Consider the following 16,837-nt stretch of genomic DNA (forward strand, 5'->3'; position numbering starts at 1 on the left):
ATTCCTTAACCCTCTTATATTACCTTCTATCCTTACCCTGCGTCTAATGATATGATCTTGCTAGGACTCCACAGATCTCTTGTAACAGTGAAGCCTGTCAGCTTCTTGACCAAGTATTATTAATAATAGTCTTAGCGTCAGCTTTCTGCTATCTTAAAAGAAAAAAAACTGAAAGTCTATCACCCGCAAATCAGGTATATCTGGTAAAGAAGTACAACCGCCAGTTCCAAGAGATGAAGGAAAGGAAGAATACCTTATGTCCCGTAATTTTGAATTACCCGCAGGAGAGGATACGGTGCTTCGCTGCTCCCATTTTCCCGCTCAGGGAGAGGCCCGGAGTGTGGTGGTTATCGCTCACGGCTACAAAGGCTTCAAGGATTGGGGGATGTTCCCGTATACGGCACAGGCGCTCAGCGACGAGCATGAAGTGATCAGCTTCAACTTCTCCCATGCCGGCATCGGCGAGGATCTGCAGAATTTCACCGAGCTGGATAAGTTCGCCCGCAACACCTACCAGCGTGAGATCAAGGATATGGAGATCCTGCTCTCTTATCTGAGCCAGCACCACAGGTTCGGCAGCCTCCCGCTTTTCCTGCTGGGCCATAGCCGCGGCGGGGGCGACTCACTCCTCTACGCACTGGATCATCCGGCAGAAATTGCCGGGGTCATCTCCTGGAACGGGATCACTAACCTGGATCTGTTCACAGAGCAGCAGAAGAGTGAAATGCGGGAAAAGGGCCGGACCCATGTGCTCAACGGACGGACCGGCCAGCAAATGCCGCTGGACGCCATCATTATAGAGGATCTGGAGCAGCAGGCGGAGCGTTACCAGATTCTAGAGCGGATGAAGCAGGCCAACTTCCCCGTTGTCCTGATTCAAGGTAGTGAAGACGGCGAGCATCTGCGGCGCGGCTCCGAGCAATTGGTCCGGCTGCGGCCGGATATCGAATGGGTGCAGATTCCCGGCGGCAATCATACCTTTGGCACCGTTCATCCTTTTGCCGGAACTACCCCCCAGTTGGAACAGGCGATATCCGCTACCAGAGGGTTCATCAACCGGGTACTGGCGAAGTAGACCATCCATTTATAATGAGCCTCACATACCTGGCTGCCTAATTGTATTAGGTTTTCCGCATACATTCGGCCGATGCACCTTCGCGCCACACAATGTATTCGGTTTTCCGCACACATTTGGCCGTTCGCCCTCGCACCAGCATACTCTTACACAAAAACCGCCGGAGCGTCTGCATCAAGCGCAGCGTCCCGGCGGCTCCGGCATAACCTGTCTAGATCCCCGGAATACTATCGCGCTTATGCGCCGTTCTCCGGAAGAAGCGCTCCAGCTTCTCAGCCGCTTCAGGGCTGACGGTCTTCCCCTCCAGATAATCGCTGTTCTCCTCATAGGTGATTCCAAGCTCAGTCTCATCCGTCTGGCCCGGCCAGAGTCCGGCCGTCGGCGCTTTGGTTACGATATCTGCCGGCACGCCAAGCGCCGCAGCCAGCTGCCGTACCTGCCGTTTGTTCAGGGAGGACAGCGGTGTTATATCGACGGCGCCATCGCCCCACTTCGTATAGAATCCGGTAATGGCCTCAGAGGCATGATCGGTACCCACCACCAGCAGATTGTTCTCAAAAGCAAGCGCATACTGCATCACCATCCGCGTTCTCGCTTTTACATTCCCCTTGCCCTGATGGGTAATATGCTTGTGCTGGCCCAGGGCCTTCAGGCTATGCTCGACCTCCAGGGCGATCTCGTTCACCGCTTCTTCGATATTGGTCTCCACCGTATGGGTCAGCTCAAAAGCCCGGGCCACCGCATAGCTGTGCTCAATATCCTCCTGCTCCCCGTAAGGCTGGAACACCCCGAGTGTCATATACTCCTTGCCTTCCTCCGCCGTCAGCTCGTCCGTAGCCAGCTTGCACAGACCCGCAGCCACCGCGCTGTCCACACCTCCGCTAATCGCAATCAGCAGACCTCTGGCCCCCGCCTGGAGCGCATACGCTTTCAGGAAATTTACACGCTTACGGATCTCCGCATCCGTATCAATCACCGGTTTAACTCCCAGCGTAGCAATAATCTCTTCCTGCAGACTCACAGGACCACCCCGTTTCTTAGAATTGTAATCCCTACCCTTAACATTAGAAAAAAAATCCCGCATGAGCCAAGCCCCCGGCTGACGGCTGGCTGATGCGGGATCATTACTTATTCATGCTGCTGCCCTCAGGCTGCAGGACATTATTACTGGCACACGCGGTCAAAAACTTCCTTCAGCTCCGCAGCAATCTCGGCGGCCGAACGGTCTTCCACACCGTGACGTTCGATGAAGTGAACCAGCTCGCCGTCCTTCATCAGCGCGATGGAAGGAGATGATGGCGGATACGGTGCGAAAAATTCACGCGCCTTGGCGGTAGCTTCCTTCTCCTGACCGGCAAATACGGTGAACAGGTGATCCGGCAGAATCTCGTTCTGCAGCGCCTGGGCTACCCCTGGACGGCACTGTCCGGCGGCACAGCCGCATACGGAGTTCACAACAACCAGCGAAGTTCCCTTGGCTGCCGGAAGGGCTGCTTCCACATCCTCCGGTGTTAACAGCTCCTGAAATCCGATGCTTGTCAGATCGTCGCGCATAGGTTGGATAGAATCTCTCATATATTGATTAAAAGACATGGACATTTCTCTGCACTCTCCTTCATCACTTGAATTGAGATAAGGTCAGAACCCGGATAACGTTACCGCGTTCCAGCACTACTTGCTAACTTTATTATACATACATACTCTGCGAAAGCAAGAGACGCAGCCTGCCGCTGCACAGCCCCGAAACGGTGCCGTCCCCGTGAAATCTGCTACATATATACAGGGCTCTGGACCGCTCCCTCTCTGGACTCCACCGGAAAAGTAACGATGACCGAGGTCCCGGACCCTACCTCCGATTCTACCCGGATCGTTCCGTTATGCCGCTCTGCAATACTAAGACAGAGCGGCAGACCAAGACCTGTCCCCTGGCTCTTGGTGGTGAAGAACGGAGTGAACAATTGATTCAGCTGGCTCTGGGGCATGCCTTCTCCGGTATCCGTAATAATCAGCAGCACGTTATCCCCATGCTCATAGGCAGCCAGCGTCAGTACGCCCTTGGCCTCCATCGCCTCCATGGCGTTGCGGGCCAGATTCAGAATCAGCTGCTTGATCTCCCGGATATTCAGCTGCAGCAGCGGCATCGTCGGGCTGATTTTCAGCTCCACACTCTGGCCGCGGAGATTGGCATCCGCCCAGATCAGCGGCGTAAGCTCCTCCAGAATATGCTGGAGCCCGGCCGGCTCCTTGTCCGATACACGGGTCTGTGCCAGCGACAGAAAGTCATTGATGATGCTGTTGGCCCGGTCCAGCTCTTCCATGACAATATGATAATAGGAGTGGAGCTCCTCCGGGCTTTTCTCCCGCATCAGCTGCAGGAAGCCGCGAACTACCGCCATCGGGTTACGGATCTCATGCGTAATGCCCGCAGCCATCTGCCCGACCAGCGACAGGCGCTCGACATTGTCAAGCTCACTGCGCATTTTCTCCTCTTCCGTCAAATCCTGAATAATCATGACGATGCCGCCCGGCAGTCCCGATTCATGCTGGAGCGGCGCGGTAAAAATATGATAGGTCATCGAATCGACCCTGATCTTGGTATTGGAGCGCTGTCTGCTCCTCAGAACCGCCTGTAACCGGTCCAGGGTAGCCTGATCCATGCTTTTGCCGAAGATATCACTAGCCGGCCTGGACAAAATAAACTCTCTGGTCAACAAGGGACAATGACGCTGCATCAGGCTCAGCATATATTCATTCACCTCTGTCACATACCCGTTGTCATCGAACTCCATAATATTCAGCGGAACCACATTTGTAATCTGCTGCAGCTTCTCCGATTCCCACTGGAATTTCTCCGAGATTCCCTGCATTTGGACCCTAACCTGCAGCTTGTCCCACGCCTTATCGATATAGGTGATGAACAAGGCGCCCAGAATTAAGGCCGTTAATCCGTATAGTCCGGCGAGGGCCGCTTCGCTGGTAGGTATATCCATGACGTTCCTGCCCTGTATATTCGGTACAATGACTATGAATAACATGCTCGGGAAAAGTGCGCCCCACAGGATGAAGATTTTGCCGGGTATCGCAGATTTCTTGAACATCCCGGACATACCGAAGAGCAGCGGATACAGCAGCACCCCTGTATTCAGGAAGAGATGCTCCAGACCTGAGGGCACCGAGAACAATGCAGTACAGAAGAAGAAGTATAGCGCGAGGTAGACGCTGGAGCGCAGATTACCATATAAGATCCCAATATACGCCGGGAGAATAGCCAGATTCAAATAGACCAACCCGAACATCGTGGCCGACAGTGCCATGCACAGCGTAATCCCCAGCGCGCAGCAGATCATCAGAAAGGTCTGGTCATCCGGAAACCTGATGTTCCTGCGCAAGGGATGGCCCCGGTCCAGCCTCCACTGAAAGAGAAACAGAAAAATGCAGGCAGCCGATATTTGCAATAAAATATCCTTTACCGCATAAATAATTGCAATCACTCCTCAAATTGGTTGAAATTCCTTTTCCACTTAGATTAAAGCATAACCGAGCATTCCTGACAACGATAATCAGGTTTCGGTCGCTTAGACCTGGCTACACTCCGCCTGGAATGGTATGATGCCGTTAATAGAGTGTCGCAATAAGCAAAAGGAGCAAATGAATGAGTAACTACGATGTAATCGTCATTGGAGGCGGCCCGTCCGGGCTGATGGCAAGCGTAGCCGCAGCCGGACACGGAGCGTCCGTACTTCTGATCGACAAAGGGGCTAAGCTGGGCCGCAAGCTGGGAATCTCGGGCGGCGGGCGCTGCAATGTTACCAATATAAAGGAGACCTCGGAGCTGATCGCCCATATTCCGGGCAACGGCCGTTTTTTATACAGCTCGTTTGATCATTTCAACAACCGGGATATTATAGATTTCTTTGAGGGGCTGGGCATTGCCTTGAAGGAGGAGGATAACGGGCGGATGTTCCCTGTATCGGACAAGGCCGCAAGCGTAGTATCCGCTCTGATAGGCAAAGTGCGGAGCCTTGGTGTGCAGATCATGACGGACAGCCCGGTCCGTGAGGTTCTCTACGAGGAAGGAGCCGTCCGGGGCATCCGCCTGGAGTCAGGCCAAGCGTTCGGCGCGAAGGCTGTAATCATCGCCACTGGAGGCAAGTCCGTGCCGCAGACCGGCTCTACCGGCGACGGGTACCCTTGGGCTGCCGCCGCCGGACATACGATCACGGAGCTGTTCCCGACCGAGGTCCCCATTCTCTCCCGGGAGGCGTGGATCAAATCCGGGGAGCTGCAGGGCTTGTCCCTCCGCGATGTCACGCTGAGCGTCTGGAATCAGAAGGGCAAGAAGGTGATCTCCCACAGGGGGGATATGATCTTCACCCATTTCGGCTTATCCGGCCCGATTGCGCTGCGCTGCAGCCAGTTCCTGCGCCAGGTTCAGCAGAAGTCGGGAACCGATACCGTGGAGATGTCCATCGACCTGTTCCCGGACCTGTCCCTGCAGGAGGCGGAGTCTATGCTCCAGAATAAGCTCGATCTGGAGCCGAAGAAGGCGATCCGCAACTCGCTGAAGGGTCTGCTGCCCGAGCGCCTGATCCCGCTGCTGCTGGCGAAGAGCGGGCTGGACGGGGAGATTACAGGCCATCATCTGCCCAAGCTTGGCCTGGGGGCGCTGGCTGCCCTGGTGAAGCGGATGCCCGTTCAGGTTCACGGGACACGTTCCCTGGCGGAAGCCTTTGTGACCGGCGGGGGAGTTGCGCTCAAGGAGATCGACCCCAAGACCATGCAGTCTAAGCTGACGGCAGGCCTCTATTTCTGCGGTGAGATTCTCGATATTCACGGGTATACCGGCGGCTATAATATTACCGCTGCCTTCTCCACCGGCTATACGGCCGGTAAGCATGCGGCGGAGCAGTAAGGTGGATAAGCAGCGCCTATAGTTAGCTTCTTCTGTCTGGCCTGCGATCTGAGAAACATCCCGGATGCTGCCAGTGACAGCCAGAACAGCCGTAATAGCAAAAAGCCTTCCCCCCGGCTTGTGGAGGAAGGCTCTTTGCTATTATCTTGCAAACCTTATGACACTGAAGATACGGCCGATCCAGATTCCGGCGGCAGCCCCGACAGGGATAAAGATCAGCAAGCCCCACCAGCCGTAGGCCGGAATGCAGAGCATAGCGGAGCACAGGACGGCAAAGGGCGTCAGCAGAATGGGCATCGCCTTGGAGCCGGCGTCCGCCTTCTGCTCCTTGGTGAACGGCAGAATGCCGATATAATCATCCCCGGAGAACAGATTCCAGAAGGAGGTCAGCCAGTAGGCCATCAGGCAAGTCAAGATGGCGTACAGCAGCCATTTCAGCACTACCGGCACAATAAGGATGGCCACCAGCGACACCCCGGTGAACTGCAAATACAGCTTGAGATGGGCCGGATTGCGCAGCAGTGCCTTCATCCCTGCGGCGGCGAAGCGGCTCTCGGGCAGCTTCGAGGCCAGCAGCGGCTGCGACTTGCGGAAGATCCAGGGCTTATAGCGTGTCGGCCGCGGCTTATCCAGCACACGGCGCAGCAGAATCGCTGCAATTCTCATCCGCTGCTTGTAGTCTTCGCGCACATCATTCATGAACGTGCCGCGCAGACGCAGGCGGGCTCTGAAGGCCAGAACGGTCACTACCGCGTAGGCGGCTGCCGCCAGGAACAGAAGGGCCGGGCTGTCCTTCCAGAAGAGCGCGAGACGCAGGTAGATCCCGCAGGGTACGGCCACCGCCAGGATCAGCCACAGCCGGCGGCGGAAGCCCTGCCGCTGCACCTTGACGATATGGCCCAGCAGCTTAACGGCCCAGCTACAGGTTATGGTCAGCGCCAGCAGGCCATAAGCGCTTGCCGTGCTCAGATCGTAGCCGCGGATCAGAAACGGCAGCAGAATGACGTACACCGCCGCCATCTTCAGCGCAGTTACCGCTAGGCTATAGACCATCCCGCCCTTGAGGATCGTGCTGATCCAGTTCTGCCGCTGCCGCAGGAACAGCAGATCGCCTTCCTGGAGCAGCAGTACGATACCTCCGGTAGCCAGCAGAATGGCCAGCAGCGAAGGCACGACCACAAAGGGTACATGGCTGAACCAAGCCGGGAGATTGCCGTTCCAGTAGCCATAATAGAAGCGGCCGCCGAGAAGGCCCCCCGGGATGAGGATATACAGCAGGACCGTCCAGTCTACAGCCGTACGGATAATAGCACTCTGCTCCCGGAAATGGGAGAACAGTCTTCGTCTTAAGAGATTCCTTGCAGCCGGGAACGCAAATGAATTCCGGCTCATGTTAATTCGTCGAAGCAATCAAACAGCGATCCCTCCGGCAGCCCCGCTTCCCCGCGTATCGCCGCAAGTGTCCCCTCAGCGGCAATTTTGCCTCCGGAGATCAGAATGAAGCTGTCGCAGATTTTCTCCGCTGTATCCAGAACATGCGTGGACATCAGCACCCCGGCGCCGCGTTCCCGTTCCGCCTCCAGCAGGCGCAGGAAATCCTTGGTGGCCCTGGGATCAAGGCCGATGAACGGCTCGTCCACAATATAGACATCCGGCTGTACCAGGAAGCCGAGCATGAGCATCATCTTCTGCTTCATCCCCTTGGAGAAGCCCGCCGGCAGATCATCGCGCACATGGGTCATGCTGAACTGTACCAGCAGCTGTTCCGCCGTGGATTCGAAGGCTTCATAGCTTAAGCCGTAGGCAGCGGCAGCCAGATCAAGATGCTCCCACAGAGTAAGGTCCTCGTAGAATACCGGCTGCTCCGGCACGTAGGCGTAGGACTGGTTCTCGCCGCCCAGCTTCACCCGGGCCTTGGCATGCTTCAGCAGACCAAGCAGCGTCTTGATCGTAGTGCTTTTGCCGGCCCCGTTCGGTCCGATCAGTCCCAGCAGCTCGCCCTTTCTCACCTGGAAGGAGATTCCTGAGATGCGGATATCCCCTGCCTCATAGCCTGCTTCCTCAATTACCACATCAAGCACGGTATCCTCTTCATCGTAGTCATCATCGTCGTCGTAATACTTGTTGATCCGGTCCTCCGTCTGCTTCGGAGCCTTCTGTTCCTCTGAGCCTTCTGTCTCTTCCATATCTATCTCCATCTCCTGTATCATCATTCAATATAATGCGATCATAGCACCATAGACGGACCTTTGCTGCAATAATTTTCACCCTTTACCCCTCCTTCAAAAGATTGTTCAATTTTTTATAATTAAAAGTGTGCTTATTGTGACAAATGACATGTTTTTCAATCTTTGTTTGACGTATTGTAAAGGCTAGATATCCGGAAGGAAGTATTCCAAACCGTGCGGATAAGCCCGTACGATTAACAATAGAGGTGGAGAAGCATGATACAATCCTATGAACGCGATACTCAGTTGACCCTGCATTTGTACAGAGTTTTTGCCAAGTCCTTCAAGAGCATTAACGAGCATGCTGTAACCGGCAGCAAGATCGAAGGCTTCAACCCGACCGCCTTCGCAGTCATGGAGGTTCTCTATTACAAAGGTCCGCAGCCGATCCAGCAGATCGGTGCCAAGCTGCTGCTGCAGAGCGGCAACGTTACTTATGTGATCGACAAGCTGGAAGAACGCGGCTATCTGCAGCGCAAGCCTTGCCCTAGTGACCGCCGTGTTATTTTTGCCGAGCTGACTACCGAGGGCGAACGCCTGATGAACGAGATGTATCCGAAGTACTCGGAGCGCCTGCATCTGGCCTTCAGCGGACTCAGCGACGAAGAGAAGGAACAGATGATTGTGCTGCTGAAGAAGATGGGCCTACAGGCCGAGAAGCTCTCCCCGCTGCCGCGCAAATAAGGGTAGTTGAGGAATCAGCGGTTGTGAATCTATTCACTAATTGAGCCAATTATCAGAATAGGGGTTGTTCCAAAAAGCATGAACCTGCTGCTTGGAACAGCCCTTTATTTTGAGCAGAATCAACATAAGCACTCGAGTGGACGCTGCGTGAACGGACCGAGGTTTGGGTCGCTGTGCTCGTGAGAATTTTTTTCATTCCCTTTTGCGGTAAAAATCCCGAGACTGCTAATGCTTCCGAAGCGAGCTTTCCTGCGGAAAGCTTTCAGGCGAACGCTATCGCTTTTCCACATTCGTTCCGTCCTCTCCGTTGTTTAAGCGGGATGCGAATACCTAATTTCAAACTACACAAGCGGAAACGGCTGCGTACACGCACCGTATACCTCGTTCACGCATATTGTATGTGGTTTTCCACATACATTTGGCAAATCTACCTCGTACACGCATATTGTATGTGGTTTTCCACATACATTCTGGCAAATCTACCTCGTTCACGCACATTGTATGTGGTTTTCCACATACATTCTGGCACATCTACCTCGTTCACGCACATTGTATGTGGTTTTCCACATACATTCTGGCACATCTACCTCGTTCACGCACATTGTATGTGGAATTTCGCATAGGTTCAGCCCGATGACTTTTCCCCAGCGCTATGCACATATATGATTCACAACAGACAAGGAAGGTCCCCGTCCATCCCCAATCGAGCGATTTCTTTTCCGTGCTAAGACTTGAAGCTTAACGCTTCGATGGTGTATTTACTTCCTGTATGGAAGGCACCCCTTGGTCAAGACGCACCGAGATTACCAGGGAGATCACAGCGAACACTGCCATCACGATGAACAGGGAGTGCAGACCGCCCTCCAGCGCACCTTGCAGACTGCTCCAGGCTTCCTTAGGCAGCACGCTTCCGCTATGCGGGTTAAGCAGCTGGTTAATATCTGCGCCGGAGGCGGCTGCCCCCGGCTGTTCCGCCAGGCTCCGGTCAATACTGAAGTTCAGCCAAGAGCCGAAGATTGCCACCCCCACCGTCTGCCCGAGCGAGCGGGTGAAGGTGTTCAGTGCCGTAGACGCACCGCGCTGCTCATGCTGCACCGAGGACTGGGCGATAATGGTGAAGACGGTCGAGGCATAGCCGAAGCCCACCCCGCAGAATAGCATCAGCACCAGAAGCAGCTGCTGCGAGGAGTCTGCATTCATCAGCGTAAGCCCCACGGCTGCGATAACAATCAGCGACAGGCCGAGCATTCCCGTACGGCGCGTGCCTGCACGCAGAATCATCCTCCCGCCCGCGATGGAGCCCAGCATCCAGCCGACCGACATCGGTGCCAGGAGCAGGCCCGAGAGGGCGGCGCTTTTGCCGAAAACGCCCTGCACCCACAGCGGAACATACGTAGACAGGCCGATAATGAGCGTGCTGACCAGCAGATTCGCACCTGTAGAGACTGCAATATTACGGATGGAGAACAGCTCCAGCGGCAGCATCGGCTCGGCGGCCCGGCGCTCCACGAACAGGAACACCACCAGCAGCAGCACAGCCGCCAGGAGAATAGCCAGCAGCAGCGGAGAATTCCAGGGCAGACTCTGCCCCCCAGTCGTCAGGCCAAACAGCAGCGCCCCCATTCCCGCAGCGAACAGCAGCACTCCAGCTACATCGATCTTCGTCTTGCGGCGGACCTTCTCTTCCTTAAGATAACGCGAGATGAAGATAATCGACAGCAGGCCGAACGGCAGATTGAACACGAATACCCAGCGCCAGCTTAAGTAATCCACTACATAACCGCCAAGCAGCGGCCCGACCAGCGAAGAAATCCCCCACACTGAGCTAAGCAGCCCCTGCGTCTTCGCCCGTTCCTTCAGACTGTAGATATCTCCGATAATAGTAAAAGTCATTGGAATCAGCGCCCCCGCACCGATCCCCTGAATCCCCCGGTAAATAATCAGCTGCTGCATACTCTGCGAGACTCCGCATAACAGCGAGCCTGCGAGGAAGACTAAGGCCCCGCCTATGAACACGGGCTTCCTCCCGATCAGATCACTCAGCTTGCCAAAAATAGGCGTGGTCACTGCCATCGCCAGCAGATAAGCTGTAAAGATCCAGCTCAGCCACTGCATCCCCTGGAAATCCCCTACGATAGCCGGACCCGCCGGACCCGTTACCGTCCCTTCAATCGCTGCCAGAAATGTAGCCAGCAATACCCCTGTCAATATTAACTTCCGTTGCTTGTCCCCCAGTGAACTCAATGAATCCATACCTTCTCTCTATGTTCTCTATGTTCTCTCTCCTGCGCCCGTATCTTCTTGCAGCAGGGAATACATCACTACATCCTGATAGCCCGATGCTGTATGCCGGTATTGCCGCAGCAGGCCTTCCTGCCGGAAGCCAAGTCCTGTGAGCAGACGCTCTGCCCGAAGGTTGCCCGGATGGCACAAGGCTTCCAACCGGTTCAGCCCCATGCTCTGGAAGCCGAACGCAAGCGCAAGCGTAAGCGCTTCCTGCATGTACCCCTGGCGCATGGCTGCCGGTGACAGCTCGAAGCCGATCTCTCCCCGGTAAGCGCCTTGAAGCTGCCAGTGGTTATAGCCGCAGCTGCCGATGACAAGGCCTTCCGGCCCCAGGATGCTCCAGCGCAGGCTCTCTTCCTCCACCGCCCACTCCGCCAGCAGGGCAATCAGTGCTTCCGTATCCTCCACAGAGGACAGAGGCGGGCCATCCAGCCAGGGCGCTACTTCCGGATGGCTCCAAATCGCGAACAGCGCCTGTGCGTCCGCCGGCAGCATCGCCCGCAGACGTACCCTCCGTCCGCTTAATTCCGGGATAACCCCCCCGCACACATACATGTCCCCGTCCCCTTTCAACCCTATCAGTATACATCTTATTCTGCCCGGACGGCGTATTTACCTGTCACTCCCGCTTATCCATCACAAATAGCGTCTGCCCCCATGGCTTGCCGCCACACGGTCAGACGCTGTACCTTATCCCTAATGTTATATTCCATTCGGTGCAGCTACTTTCAGACTTAACCAGAAGCACCCGCTGCCTTAACCGGCTTAAGCACTTCGGTGCACAGTACACCAAGCTTGGCCTGAATGGCTTTGAACTCTTCGATTCCTGTTCCCGTGACACTATAAGCGTCGCCATGGGCGGTGAGGAAATTCTCCTGGGTCAGCCGTTCCAGCTCCTGTTTCACTTCGCGCTCCGCCACCCGGTACCCCAGGTTCTCCAGCTCCGGCAGCATTTCCGTTAGTGTCAGATCCTTCTCATGTGCACAATATAGCATATGGATTCCAATAAACAAGTTCTGTACGTCGGCGCGCATGTTTCACTCCTTCTGGCTACTAGCCTGCTGTATTTATAAAAGCATTACCCTGCCCTGAGTTCCCGGAAACATCCCCGCTTAAGTAATCCTTGCTTCTTCCTCTTCTTCCACTAAGCGGTAAAACCTGTTAATCCCCCGTTAATGCTTGACGTATAGCGCTTCACTGTACTATCTTGATAGTTAACAGTTATGGGATTCATACTGACTCAAGGTACAGGAAGGTGATGCTTCATGTTTCAAGCCATGCCTTATGATGGCACTCGCAGCGAACGGTTCGAAGCCGTTCTCAGCCAGCTCGGGGCACTGATGGAGGGTGAACCGAACGCCATTGCCAACTTGGCCAACGCTTCGGCGCTGTTAAAGCTCTCTCTGCCGGACACCAACTGGACCGGTTTCTACTTGTACGACGGCACAGAGCTGGTGCTCGGCCCCTTCCAGGGACTTCCGGCCTGCATCCGGATTCCGCTGGGCCGCGGTGTCTGCGGAACCGCAGCCGCCGAGCGCCGCACGCTAGTGGTCGGCGATGTTCATGCCTTCCCGGGGCATATTGCCTGCGATGCTGCCTCTAACAGCGAAATAGTTGTTCCTCTGGTCAAAGGGGACACCCTCTATGGCGTACTGGATATCGACAGCCCGCTCAAGCACCGCTTCGACGACGAAGAGCGCCGCTTCCTCGAACGGTTCGCAGCCATGGTATCCGAGGTGCTGTAAGGCTAGCCTTCATCATCAGCAGCAAGTAAGTTCTGAACCGCAAAATACCCCCACAAAGTGGAGCTTAGCTTTGATGATGACTCAGGTACTTTGCGGGGACCCCAAAACATATCAATTCTTATGTACCAAAGAAGCCGCCCCACCGCAGGAATGATTCCTGGATAGGGCGGCTTTTGCTTTGCTGTTCTGATTATACCGCCTGGAGCTGCGGCTATGAAGCTGCAGCCTGTACCGATGGCGTTACAGCCGGACCGGATCGATATGCCAGATCTCGGCGGCGTAGCGGCTAATCGTATTGTCGCTGGAGAATTTGCCGGAATGGCCGATATTGATGATGGACTTCTTCAGCCATTCCTTCTGGTTCCGGTAAGCCAGGTCAATCTTGACATGGGTCTCCACATAGCTGGCGAAATCCTTAAGCACGAAGAATTCGTCATTGTTATCAATCAGCGACTGAAAGAGTGTATCGAACTCCTGGGCATGGGAGATGAAGGGGCCAGGGACGATTAGCTGATCCAAGACTTCTTTTACCCGGCCGTCGCCATTATAGATATCGCGGGCGTGGTATCCGCCGTACTGGTAATAATCAAGTACCTGCTCTGCCCGGAGGCCGAACAGGAACATATTATTGTCCCCTACCATCTCATGCATCTCCACGTTAGCCCCGTCCATGGTTCCAATCGTCAGCGCACCGTTCATCATGAACTTCATATTGCCGGTACCAGAGGCTTCCTTACTTGCCGTGGAGATCTGCTCGCTAACATCGGCGGCCGGAATAATCTTCTCCGCCAGCGATACCGAATAATTCTCCAGGAAGAAGATACGGATCTTCCCGTTAATGTCAGGATCTCGGTTCACAACATCAGCCACCGTATTGATCAGCTTAATGATCCGCTTGGCCAGATGATAGCTTGGAGCAGCCTTGGCACCGAAGATGAAGGTCCGCGGCACGATATTAATGGATGGATTATCCTTGATTTGATTATACAAATGCATAATATGAAGCACGTTCAGCAGCTGGCGCTTATAGGCATGCAGGCGCTTGACCTGTACATCGAAGATCGAGTCGGGATCTACCGCAATACCATGCTTTTTCGTGATATATTCAGCCAAATGCAGCTTGTTGCGGCGTTTGATGGCGGCCACCTGCTCCTGGAAGGAGGCATCCTCACTGTATTTGATCAGTCCGATCATCTCCTGGGGCTGATGCATCCAGCGGGTGCCAATGGACTCGCTGATCAGTCCGGCAAGCTCGGGATTGGCATGCTGCAGCCAGCGGCGGTGCGTAATGCCGTTGGTCTTGTTATTGAAGCGGTGCGGATACATCTCATTGAACAGCCGCATCTCACGCTTTTGCAGAATCTCCGTATGCAGCGCCGCTACACCGTTCACACTGTGGCTGGCGACAATCGCCAGATGTGCCATCCGTACCTGATCGTCATGGATGATCGCCATCTGATTGATCCGGTCCTGGTCTCCGGGATATTTACTCATCAGCTCGCCGCAGAAGCGGGCGTTAATCTCCTCAATAATCAGGAAGATGCGCGGAAGCAGCTCTCTGACCATGCCGATCGGCCACTTCTCCAGTGCTTCGCTCAGAATGGTATGGTTGGTATACGACACCATCCGGGTAGTCATGCTCCAGGCCTGATCCCAGCCCAGATGATAGACATCCATCAGGATGCGCATCAGCTCAGGGATCACCAGCGTAGGATGAGTGTCATTGATATGCAGAGCTACCTTGTCAGGCAGGCTGTCAATCGGCAGACCCGTCTTAGCGAAGGTCCGGATAATACTCTGCAGGCCGGCACTGCACATGAAGTACTGCTGCTTCAGACGAAGCAGCTTGCCTTCGTACTGGGAATCATCGGGATACAGGAATTCAGAGATAGATTCCACCGAACGCTTGTATTCCAGGAACTTGTGATAATCCGTACCGCCCTGAGCGCCGAAGACTCTCGATGGCTGGGTGATGGACTCAGCACTCCAGTTCCGCAGCGTGTTCACATGTCTGCGGTCTGCACCGATAACCGGAATATCATATGGAACCGCCCGTACGGCTTCATAATCTCTATGCTCGAATACAAGCTCTTCGTTCTCCCAGCGGGTGTCCACATGTCCCCAGAAATGCACCTCGACCTGTTTGTCCTCGCGGCGTACTTCCCACACGTTGTCATTCTGCAGCCAGTAATCGGGCAGCTCCACCTGATAGCCGTCTACAATCTTCTGCTCGAACAAGCCGTATTTATAACGGATACCGCAGCCGTGTCCCGCATATTGCAGGGAAGCGAGCGAGTCCAGGAAGCAGGCGGCCAGGCGGCCCAGCCCACCGTTGCCCAGACCGGCATCGGCTTCCACCTCTTCGATATCCTGCAGACAGAAGCCCAGATCCGCGAGGCCCTCACGGACAACCTCCAGCACGCCCATATTCAGCAGGTTATTGCCCAGCAGCCTGCCGATCAGGAATTCCATGGAGAAATAATATACCTGCTTATCCTTATCGATCTTGAACTTCTGATTGGTGTCCGCCCAGTCCTTACCGGCACTCTCCCGGATCATGTTGCCGAGAATATTATAGATGTCGGCGTTCGAAGCTTCTTCAAGCGGCTTGCCTAATTTCCCGATGAGTTTCTCACGGAACACTTGTTTGAAAGTCTCTTTATCGTTGAACAACAGCAGGTTCCTCCTTACAGATGCATGTATTGGTTGAAAATAGTGCCTATTACAACACTGGATCAGAAGAAATGCCCCGAAGTGGCACATTCCCCCTGATCCAGATATTATATCTTGCTGCTCTTGGCTATGACAAATGGACGCCTGCTGTCTCCAACGAGTATCCGGTCTTTGCTGAGATGCACATCTTTGTCCATGATCACATTCTCAATCACGGCATTCTCTTCAATCACGCATTTCTGCATAATCACAGAATTAATAATTCTCGCACCCTTACGAATCTGTACGCCCCGGAAAATAACGCTGTTCTCCACCGTCCCGGCGATTACACAGCCGTTGGCCACCAGCGAGTTGCTGACCGACGCACTATCCAGATAACGGGTAGGCGCCTCGTATTTAATCTTGGTCTGCACCGGATTCTCTTTGAACAGGCCAAAGTAATTCTCCTGCTTCAGCAGCTCCAGACTGTTCTTATAGTAACTCTCCAGCGAATTGATAACGGCATGGTAACCCTTATATTCATAGGCGGAGATTTTGAATTTGTGGCGGTTCTTCTGAATGGCATCGCGGAAGAAATAGCTCTCGCCATGGGCAATGCAATGCTCCACCTGCTCCAGGAACAGCTTCTTCTCCATAATGAAGATGTCCAGATACACATTCGGATGATGCTTCTCATGGTGAATATTCGTAACGAGGTTGTCGTCATTAAGCTCGACCCGCAGACACGGATCATGCTCCGGCTGAAGCTCGTCAATCTGCTTGTAGACCATCGTTACATCCGCGCCCTGCTCCAGGTGATACTGATAGAGGTCCTGCAGATCCACCGTGTTAATGTGCTGGCTGCCGGAGAAGACGATGTATTTGGCTGAAGCCCTTTTGAAGAAATCCAGATTGTTATGATAATGCTGCAGGTCTCCCAGGGAGGTGTCCGTAGGGTCATTCCAGTCTGGCGGCAGGATGAACAGTCCGCCGTGCTTACGGTTCATATCCCACGATTTGCCGTCACCGAGATGATCCATCAGCGACCGGTATTTGCGGCGGACGAACAGTCCCACGCTCTCCAGCTCTGCACGCATCATGTTGGATAAGACGAAATCAATCAGCCGGTACCGGCTGGCGAAGGGGACCGCTGCCCCGCAGCGGAAATAGGTCAGTTCATTTAAATTATCCAATTCATGATCAAGATTAATTACACCCATAAGCTCTTTCATCGGAATCCCCCGCCCTCTTGTGG

General features: G+C 54.4%; 14 protein-coding genes. 4 read left to right on the forward strand and 10 right to left on the reverse strand.

Features of this window, described 5'->3' with window-relative positions; translation table 11 throughout:
- The first annotated feature begins 256 nt into the window (after window positions 1–256).
- Entirely contained in the window at window positions 257–1,075 is an 819-nt protein-coding gene (locus J2Z70_RS25620; RefSeq protein ID WP_209877873.1) for an alpha/beta hydrolase family protein, read from the forward strand.
- Window positions 1,076–1,286: 211 nt separating this feature from the next.
- On the opposite strand, the gene nadE is transcribed toward J2Z70_RS25620, so the two are convergent.
- The 3 genes from nadE to J2Z70_RS25635 all read right to left on the reverse strand — a co-directional run bounded on the left by nadE (window position 1,287) and on the right by J2Z70_RS25635 (window position 4,464).
- Window positions 1,287–2,096 carry an ammonia-dependent NAD(+) synthetase gene (gene nadE, locus J2Z70_RS25625; RefSeq protein ID WP_209877875.1) on the reverse strand — a complete coding sequence of 270 codons (810 nt, stop codon included), beginning with the start codon at window positions 2,094–2,096 and terminating at the stop codon, window positions 1,287–1,289.
- A 143-nt stretch (window positions 2,097–2,239) separates the two neighbouring features.
- A complete protein-coding gene (locus J2Z70_RS25630; RefSeq protein WP_036722287.1) occupies window positions 2,240–2,674 on the reverse strand; it encodes a BrxA/BrxB family bacilliredoxin in 435 nt (144 codons plus the stop codon).
- 170 nt (window positions 2,675–2,844) lie between these two features.
- Entirely contained in the window at window positions 2,845–4,464 is a 1,620-nt protein-coding gene (locus J2Z70_RS25635) for an ATP-binding protein (RefSeq protein ID WP_209877878.1), read from the reverse strand.
- Window positions 4,465–4,727: 263 nt separating this feature from the next.
- Here J2Z70_RS25635 and J2Z70_RS25640 point away from each other — a divergent pair, with 263 nt between their 5' ends.
- On the forward strand, window positions 4,728–5,987 hold the full coding sequence (locus J2Z70_RS25640; RefSeq protein WP_209877880.1) for a BaiN/RdsA family NAD(P)/FAD-dependent oxidoreductase: 1,260 nt from the start codon (window positions 4,728–4,730) through the stop codon (window positions 5,985–5,987).
- Window positions 5,988–6,128: 141 nt separating this feature from the next.
- On the opposite strand, the gene J2Z70_RS25645 is transcribed toward J2Z70_RS25640, so the two are convergent.
- Both J2Z70_RS25645 and J2Z70_RS25650 read right to left on the reverse strand, forming a co-directional pair.
- Complete coding sequence (locus J2Z70_RS25645) at window positions 6,129–7,379, reverse strand: ABC transporter permease (protein WP_209877882.1); 1,251 nt, start codon at window positions 7,377–7,379, stop codon at window positions 6,129–6,131.
- Complete coding sequence (locus tag J2Z70_RS25650; protein WP_209877884.1) at window positions 7,376–8,173, reverse strand: ABC transporter ATP-binding protein; 798 nt, start codon at window positions 8,171–8,173, stop codon at window positions 7,376–7,378. The genes J2Z70_RS25645 and J2Z70_RS25650 overlap by 4 nt, the downstream gene beginning before the upstream one ends.
- Before the next feature lie 258 nt (window positions 8,174–8,431).
- Between J2Z70_RS25650 and J2Z70_RS25655 the strand changes: the two genes are divergently transcribed.
- Entirely contained in the window at window positions 8,432–8,899 is a 468-nt protein-coding gene (locus J2Z70_RS25655) for a MarR family winged helix-turn-helix transcriptional regulator (RefSeq protein WP_036722277.1), read from the forward strand.
- A 738-nt stretch (window positions 8,900–9,637) separates the two neighbouring features.
- Here J2Z70_RS25655 and J2Z70_RS25660 read toward each other — a convergent pair.
- From J2Z70_RS25660 to J2Z70_RS25670, 3 genes are all read right to left on the reverse strand, one after another.
- Entirely contained in the window at window positions 9,638–11,152 is a 1,515-nt protein-coding gene (locus J2Z70_RS25660; RefSeq protein ID WP_209877886.1) for an MDR family MFS transporter, read from the reverse strand.
- A gap of 18 nt (window positions 11,153–11,170) precedes the next feature.
- On the reverse strand, window positions 11,171–11,740 hold the full coding sequence (locus J2Z70_RS25665; RefSeq protein WP_209877888.1) for a GNAT family N-acetyltransferase: 570 nt from the start codon (window positions 11,738–11,740) through the stop codon (window positions 11,171–11,173).
- Window positions 11,741–11,919: 179 nt separating this feature from the next.
- Window positions 11,920–12,219 carry a hypothetical protein gene (locus tag J2Z70_RS25670; RefSeq protein ID WP_036700151.1) on the reverse strand — a complete coding sequence of 100 codons (300 nt, stop codon included), beginning with the start codon at window positions 12,217–12,219 and terminating at the stop codon, window positions 11,920–11,922.
- A gap of 231 nt (window positions 12,220–12,450) precedes the next feature.
- Here J2Z70_RS25670 and J2Z70_RS25675 point away from each other — a divergent pair, with 231 nt between their 5' ends.
- Window positions 12,451–12,930: a GAF domain-containing protein gene (locus J2Z70_RS25675; protein WP_036722270.1), complete on the forward strand. Its 480-nt coding sequence runs from the start codon at window positions 12,451–12,453 to the stop codon at window positions 12,928–12,930.
- A 240-nt stretch (window positions 12,931–13,170) separates the two neighbouring features.
- Here J2Z70_RS25675 and J2Z70_RS25680 read toward each other — a convergent pair whose 3' ends face one another.
- Together J2Z70_RS25680 and glgD are read right to left on the reverse strand one after the other, a co-directional pair.
- Complete coding sequence (locus J2Z70_RS25680; RefSeq protein WP_209877890.1) at window positions 13,171–15,603, reverse strand: glycogen/starch/alpha-glucan phosphorylase; 2,433 nt, start codon at window positions 15,601–15,603, stop codon at window positions 13,171–13,173.
- 107 nt (window positions 15,604–15,710) lie between these two features.
- Window positions 15,711–16,814: a glucose-1-phosphate adenylyltransferase subunit GlgD gene (glgD, locus tag J2Z70_RS25685; protein WP_036722265.1), complete on the reverse strand. Its 1,104-nt coding sequence runs from the start codon at window positions 16,812–16,814 to the stop codon at window positions 15,711–15,713.
- Window positions 16,815–16,837 lie beyond the last annotated feature (23 nt).

The sequence above is a fragment of the Paenibacillus silagei genome (assembly GCF_017874735.1).
GTDB lineage: Bacteria > Bacillota > Bacilli > Paenibacillales > Paenibacillaceae > Paenibacillus_AQ > Paenibacillus_AQ silagei.

Excerpts from the sequence above, each read along its gene's own strand:
- J2Z70_RS25620 (WP_209877873.1), top strand. The coding sequence starts at position 257 with ATGTCCCGTAATTTTGAATTACCCGCAGGAGAGGATACGGTGCTTCGC.
- J2Z70_RS25630 (WP_036722287.1), bottom strand. The coding sequence starts at position 2,674 with ATGTCCATGTCTTTTAATCAATATATGAGAGATTCTATCCAACCTATG.
- J2Z70_RS25640 (WP_209877880.1), top strand. The coding sequence starts at position 4,728 with ATGAGTAACTACGATGTAATCGTCATTGGAGGCGGCCCGTCCGGGCTG.
- J2Z70_RS25645 (WP_209877882.1), bottom strand. The coding sequence starts at position 7,379 with ATGAGCCGGAATTCATTTGCGTTCCCGGCTGCAAGGAATCTCTTAAGA.
- J2Z70_RS25650 (WP_209877884.1), bottom strand. The coding sequence starts at position 8,173 with ATGGAAGAGACAGAAGGCTCAGAGGAACAGAAGGCTCCGAAGCAGACG.
- J2Z70_RS25655 (WP_036722277.1), top strand. The coding sequence starts at position 8,432 with ATGATACAATCCTATGAACGCGATACTCAGTTGACCCTGCATTTGTAC.
- J2Z70_RS25660 (WP_209877886.1), bottom strand. The coding sequence starts at position 11,152 with ATGGATTCATTGAGTTCACTGGGGGACAAGCAACGGAAGTTAATATTG.
- J2Z70_RS25665 (WP_209877888.1), bottom strand. The coding sequence starts at position 11,740 with ATGTATGTGTGCGGGGGGGTTATCCCGGAATTAAGCGGACGGAGGGTA.
- J2Z70_RS25670 (WP_036700151.1), bottom strand. The coding sequence starts at position 12,219 with ATGCGCGCCGACGTACAGAACTTGTTTATTGGAATCCATATGCTATAT.
- J2Z70_RS25675 (WP_036722270.1), top strand. The coding sequence starts at position 12,451 with ATGTTTCAAGCCATGCCTTATGATGGCACTCGCAGCGAACGGTTCGAA.
- glgD (WP_036722265.1), bottom strand. The coding sequence starts at position 16,814 with ATGAAAGAGCTTATGGGTGTAATTAATCTTGATCATGAATTGGATAAT.